Origin of the sequence: Streptomyces niveiscabiei (genome assembly GCF_001419795.1) — a bacterium.
GTDB lineage: Bacteria > Actinomycetota > Actinomycetes > Streptomycetales > Streptomycetaceae > Streptomyces > Streptomyces niveiscabiei.
Map to the genome: position 1 here is coordinate 1 of NZ_LIRL01000713.1, position 5143 is coordinate 5143.

Below are 5143 nucleotides of genomic sequence, written 5' to 3' on the forward strand. Positions count from 1 at the left end.
TGTCGGCGAGGTCGCGGCGCCGCGCGTCCCCCGGGGGGAGCGCTTCGATCCGCGCGAACAGTTCCTCCACCTCCCGGTGGTCGGTGGTGAGTTCGACGATGACGTCTCCGCCGTGGCCCATGGCCGGTTCTCCTTCGTACGGTGGGGTGGTCGGCCCTGTCGCCGGTTTCCCGGCAGGGCCTCGGACGCCCGCCGAGTACCCCGCCGCCCCGGTGCGAACCGTCGCGTTACGGGGCGCCGCCGAGGGGTACCCGTCCGCCATGAAACGCATGGACCATCTCGAACATCTCGACAAACACCTGGTCGAGGAGTTGGCCGAGGTCGCCCGCGAGACGATCCGCGAGGAACTGCGCGAGCAGACCCGCAGGCAGCGGCGCCGGGCCACGCTGTACGCCGCGTCGGGCGCGGTCGCGCTGTACGCGGGCGCGGCGCTGGCCCTCACGGTGGGCCTGGCCCTGGACGCGGCCCTCCCGGCCTGGGCGGCGGCACTGATCATGGCGGCGGTCCTGGGCGCGGCGGCGTACGCCCTGCGCGGAGCGGCCCGCCCCCACACGCCGGCGCACACCGCACCGCACGCCCCCTCGCCGGAACCCCCGTCGGACCCGGAGGCCCCTCTCCGCGCCCAGCGCCGCGAGGACGCTCTGCGGGGCCCGATGCCGACGGGCGGCCCGGGAGTCCCGTACCCGCCGGTGACACCGCCCCAGCCGGAGTCGACGCCGGATCCCCGGCAGCGGCCCATCTAGGCACGGTGCCCGCCCGGCCACCTCACCAGCACAGACACCCCTCCACCACCCTCAGGAGCCCCCGTGAGCCGCCCCCGTATCGTCATCGTCGGAGCCGGTTTCGCCGGATACCGTGCCGCTCGGCAGCTCGCGCGAGCGGCGCGGGGGCGGGCCGAGATCACGGTGCTGAACCCGACCGACCACTTCCTGTACCTGCCCCTGCTCCCGCAGGTCGCGACCGGCGTGCTGGAGCCGCGCAGGGTCGCCGTCTCCCTGCCCGGCACTCTGCGTGACGTACGGGTCGTGCTCGGGGAGGCGGACCGGGTGGACCTCGATCACCGGGCCGTGCACTACCGGGGGCCGGAGGGCGGCACGGGCTCGCTGCCGTACGACCGGCTCGTGCTGGCCGTCGGGAGTGTGAACAAGCTGCTGCCCGTCCCCGGTGTCACCGAGTACGCGCACGGTTTCCGGGGCCTGCCCGAGGCGCTGTACCTCAGGGACCACATCACCCGGCAGATGGAGCTGGCCGCGACGGAGGACGACCCGGGGGCGCGCTGCACGTTCGTGGTCGTCGGCGCGGGCTACACCGGCACCGAGGTCGCCGCCCAGGGCCGCCTGTTCACGGACGCGTTGCAGCGCGCCCGGCCGCGCCACGAGGCCCTCACCACGCGCTGGCTCCTGCTGGACACGGCCCCGCGCATCCTCCCCGAGCTGGACGAGCGCCTCTCGCGCACGGCGACGCGCGTGCTGGGCGAGCGGGGCGTGGAGGTGCGGACGGGGACGTCCGTGAAGGAGGCCCGCGAGGACGGCGTCCTGCTGACGGACGGCGAGTCGGTGCCCACGCGGACGCTCGTGTGGTGCGTGGGCGTACGCCCCGACCCGCTCGCCGAGTCGCTGGGCCTGCCACTGGGGCGGGGCCGCATCCTGGTCGAGCCGACCCTCCAAGTGCCGGGCAGGCCCGAGGTGTTCGCGGTCGGCGACGTCGCCGCGGTGCCGGACGCCGAGCGCCCGGGCGAGTACACGGCGATGACGGCGCAGCACGCGTGGCGGCAGGGCAAGCTGGTCGCGGACAACGTCGCCGCCTCCTTCACGGGCCGCGAGCAACGCCCGTACCACCACAAGGACTTGGGGTTCGTGGTCGACCTGGGCGGCGGCGAGGCGGCGGCCGATCCGCTGGGTCTGCCCCTGTCCGGGCTGCCCGCCGGTCTCGTCACCCGCGGCTACCACCTCGCCGCGCTCCCCGGCAACCGCGTCCGGGTCGCCGCGGACTGGCTGCTGGATGCCGTACTGCCGCGCCAGAGCGTCCAGTTGGGCCTGGTGCGCGGCTGGTCGGTGCCGTTGGACACGGCCTCGCCCGAGCTGCCGCGCACGCCGGGCGGCGAGCCGGAGAACACGTCGCCGGTCGTCGCGCCGACCCCGAAGCACGCCAAGGAGTGACCCGGTGCCCGTCGAGATCCACCGCCCGGACAAGGTGCTCTTCCCGGCGGGCCCGGACGGCGTCGAGGTCACGAAGGCGGGCCTCGCCGCGTACCACCGCGAGGTCGCCTCGTTCATGCTGCCGCACCTGCGGGGCCGTCCGCTGATGCTGGAGCGGCATCCGGACGGCGTCGAGGGCCCGCTGTTCATGCAGAAGAACACCCCTGACCACTACCCGAGTTGGATCCCGCGCGTGGAGGTCGCCAAGGAGGGCGGCACGGTCCTGCACCCCCTGTGCGAGAACGCCGACACCCTCGCCTACCTCACCGACCAGGCGTGCCTGACCCTGCACCGCTGGCTGTCGCGCGCCGGCCACCCGGACCGCCCCGACCTGATGGTCTTCGACCTCGACCCGCCCGACGACGGCGACTTCACCCTCGTACGGGACACGGCCCGCTGGCTCGGCGAGCTGCTGGACGCCCTGCGGCTGCCGTCGGCGCCGATGACGACCGGCTCGCGCGGCCTGCACGTCGTCGTGCCCCTCGACGGGCGGCACGGCTTCGACGAGGTGCGCGCCTTCGCCCGGGACATCGCCGAACTGCTGGCGTCGGACCATCCGGACCTGCTGACGACGGCCGTGCGCAAGCAGGCGCGCGGCGGGCGCCTCTACCTGGACGTGCAGCGCAACGCGTACGCGCAGACGGCCGTCGCGCCGTACACCGTCCGGGCCCGCCCCGGCGCCCCGGTCGCCATGCCGATCGCCTGGGACCAGCTCGACGAGCCCGGCGTCGGACCGCGCCGCTGGACGGTCGAGAACGCCGTCGAGCAGGCCCGTACGCGCCCGTGGCGGGGCCTGCCGAGGCGGGGCCGCGCGCTGGGCCCGGCCCGCCGGAGGCTGACCGCACTGCGCGGCAACTGAAGGTTTGGCAGGGGGAGTTCGGGCCACTCGGCAGGTGATGGGCACAAGCCCTTCACAACTCGACGGAGGACACGGGCGGAGAGATGGCGGACGACGGCTTGGCAGAGCCCATGGAAGTGCTGAACCGGGCACGCGAGCAGCTCACCGAGCTGACCGGAACGGCGGCGGAGACCGTGTCGTCCTTCGAACGCACCGACGACGGCTGGTCGTTGGAGATCGAGGTCCTCGAACTCGCCCGCGTCCCCGACACGATGAGCCTGATGGCGGGATACCGGGTCGACCTCGACCCGCAGGGCCGGGTCACGGGCTACCGGCGCGTCCGGCGCTACGAACGCGGGCGCGCCGACCCCCACTGATCGGCCGGCTACCGGCTTCCCTTTCAGTTCCCTTCAACCATGCGAGGAGGCATGGCCGACATGACCGTCGTCCCGGCACAGACCGGCGGTGGAGGCGGTACCAGTGGTCTCTACGACGTCCTGGAACTCATCCTCGACCGGGGACTCGTGATCGACGTGTTCGTACGCGTCTCCCTGGTCGGGATCGAGATCCTCAAGATCGACGTACGGGTCGTCGTGGCCAGCGTCGACACGTATCTGCGGTTCGCCGAGGCGTGCAACCGCCTCGACCTGGAGGCGGGCCCGCACCGCAGCCCCGGGCTGCCCGACCTCGTGGGCGAGATGACCGAGTCGGGGGCGCGCGGCAAGTCGAAGGGCGCGCTGTCCGGCGCGGCCGAGACGGTCGCCGGCGCCTTCCGGCAGGCCCGCGACGAGCAGGAGGCCGACGGGCAGCCGAAGCCGCGCCGCAAGAGCACGGCCGCGCGCCGGAAGGAGGAGTCGGAGTGAGTACGTACGTCTACGGCATCGCCGCGAGTTCGCACCCGGCCCTGCCCGAGGGCGGCAAGGGCGTGGGCGATCCGCCGGCCACCGTGCGCGTGCTGCGGGCGGGCCCGCTGGCGGCGCTGGTCAGCGACGCGCCCGAGGGGCTGCGGCCCAAGCGGCGCGACCTGCTCGCCCACCAGGAGGTGCTGGTCGCAGCGGGCGCCGAGGGCTGTGTGCTGCCCATGCGGTTCGGCAGCGTCGCCCCCGACGACTCCGCCGTCACCGAGGTCCTCGCCGAGCGCGCCGAGCACTACCGGGAGCGGCTGCGGGCGCTGGACGGCAAGGTCGAGTACAACGTCAAGGCCAACCATCTGGAGGAGGCGGTCCTGCACCGGGTGCTCGCCGACACCCCGGAGCTGCGGGCCCTCGCCGAGGCCAACCGGCAGGACGGCGGCGGGAGTTACGAGCAGAAGCTGCGGTTCGGCGAGATGATCGCCACCGCGGTGCGGGCCCGCGAGGCCGAGGACGCCGCCGCCGTACGGAGCGCGCTGGAGCCGCTCGCCGCCGCCGTCGACCCGGGGCCCGAGTCCACGGGCTGGCTCGCCAACTTCTCCTTCCTCGTCGAGCGCGACGCCTCGGCGGCGTTCGCGGAGGCCGTGGAGGCGTTCCGCAAGACCCACGCGCACCTCGAAGTGCGCCTCGCCGGGCCGCTGCCGCCGTACAGCTTCGTGGAGCCCGGGCCGGAGTGAGCGATGGGGCTCATCGGGGAAGTGCTGCTGCTGCCGTTCGCTCCGGTGCGCGGCAGCGCGTGGGTGATCGGGCAGGTGCTGCGGGAGGCGGAGCGGATCTACTACGACCCCGCCGCGATCCACGCCGAACTCGCCCGTCTCGAACGGCTCCTGACGGAGGGTGAGATCACGGCGGAGGAGTTCGACCGGGCCGAGGACCAGCTCCTCGACCGGCTGGAGACCAGTACGCGAACAGGCGACGGGACGACACGATGAACCGAACGGCACTGGGCCTCGCGATCGGGGCCGGCTATCTCCTGGGCCGCACACGGAAGTTGAAACTGGCGCTCGCCGTCGGCTCCGTGGTCGCGGGCAAGCGGCTGAACCTCACGCCGAGGGGGGTCGCCGACCTGGTCTCCCAGCAGCTCCAGAACAACCCGCAGTTCAAGGAGATCGGGGATCAGCTCCGGGAGGACCTGCGCGGGGTGGGGAAGGCGGCGACGGGGGCGGTCGTGGAACGCCAACTGGACTCGCTGGCGG

7 protein-coding genes and 2 pseudogenes are annotated in these 5143 nt (G+C 73.8%); 8 read left to right on the forward strand and 1 reads right to left on the reverse strand.

All coding sequences use genetic code 11. The features are described from left to right. Positions 1-121, reverse strand: a pseudogene (locus tag AOK24_RS51370) (hemerythrin domain-containing protein); the annotation flags it as partial. 148 nt (positions 122-269) lie between these two features. Between AOK24_RS51370 and AOK24_RS31305 the strand changes: the two are divergent. From AOK24_RS31305 to AOK24_RS31340, 8 genes and pseudogenes are all read left to right on the forward strand, one after another. Beyond that, positions 270-743: a phage holin family protein gene (locus tag AOK24_RS31305; RefSeq protein ID WP_420876708.1), complete on the forward strand. Its 474-nt coding sequence runs from the start codon at positions 270-272 to the stop codon at positions 741-743. Positions 744-806: 63 nt separating this feature from the next. Continuing rightward, positions 807-2159, forward strand: a complete 1353-nt coding sequence (locus tag AOK24_RS31310; RefSeq protein WP_055723409.1) for an NAD(P)/FAD-dependent oxidoreductase — start codon at positions 807-809, stop codon at positions 2157-2159. Between the two features lie 4 nt (positions 2160-2163). Next, positions 2164-3057 carry a non-homologous end-joining DNA ligase gene (ligD, locus tag AOK24_RS31315; protein WP_055723410.1) on the forward strand — a complete coding sequence of 298 codons (894 nt, stop codon included), beginning with the start codon at positions 2164-2166 and terminating at the stop codon, positions 3055-3057. 83 nt (positions 3058-3140) lie between these two features. Then, positions 3141-3413 carry a gas vesicle protein GvpO gene (locus AOK24_RS31320; RefSeq protein WP_240001719.1) on the forward strand — a complete coding sequence of 91 codons (273 nt, stop codon included), beginning with the start codon at positions 3141-3143 and terminating at the stop codon, positions 3411-3413. 60 nt (positions 3414-3473) lie between these two features. Next, a complete protein-coding gene (locus AOK24_RS31325) occupies positions 3474-3899 on the forward strand; it encodes a gas vesicle structural protein GvpA (protein WP_055723414.1) in 426 nt (141 codons plus the stop codon). Beyond that, positions 3896-4624, forward strand: coding sequence for a GvpL/GvpF family gas vesicle protein (locus tag AOK24_RS31330; RefSeq protein WP_055723411.1), 729 nt, complete (start codon positions 3896-3898; stop codon positions 4622-4624). The genes AOK24_RS31325 and AOK24_RS31330 overlap by 4 nt, the downstream gene beginning before the upstream one ends. A 3-nt stretch (positions 4625-4627) precedes the next feature. Beyond that, a complete protein-coding gene (locus AOK24_RS31335; RefSeq protein ID WP_055723412.1) occupies positions 4628-4879 on the forward strand; it encodes a gas vesicle protein GvpG in 252 nt (83 codons plus the stop codon). Beyond that, positions 4876-5143, forward strand: a pseudogene (locus tag AOK24_RS31340) (DNA primase); the annotation flags it as partial. The gene AOK24_RS31335 and the pseudogene AOK24_RS31340, both read left to right, overlap by 4 nt.

Bases quoted from the DNA above. Each gene is read 5' to 3' on its own strand.
- AOK24_RS31305 (WP_420876708.1), top strand. From the start codon at position 270: ATGGACCATCTCGAACATCTCGACAAACACCTGGTCGAGGAGTTGGCC.
- AOK24_RS31320 (WP_240001719.1), top strand. From the start codon at position 3,141: ATGGCGGACGACGGCTTGGCAGAGCCCATGGAAGTGCTGAACCGGGCA.
- AOK24_RS31325 (WP_055723414.1), top strand. From the start codon at position 3,474: ATGACCGTCGTCCCGGCACAGACCGGCGGTGGAGGCGGTACCAGTGGT.
- AOK24_RS31335 (WP_055723412.1), top strand. From the start codon at position 4,628: ATGGGGCTCATCGGGGAAGTGCTGCTGCTGCCGTTCGCTCCGGTGCGC.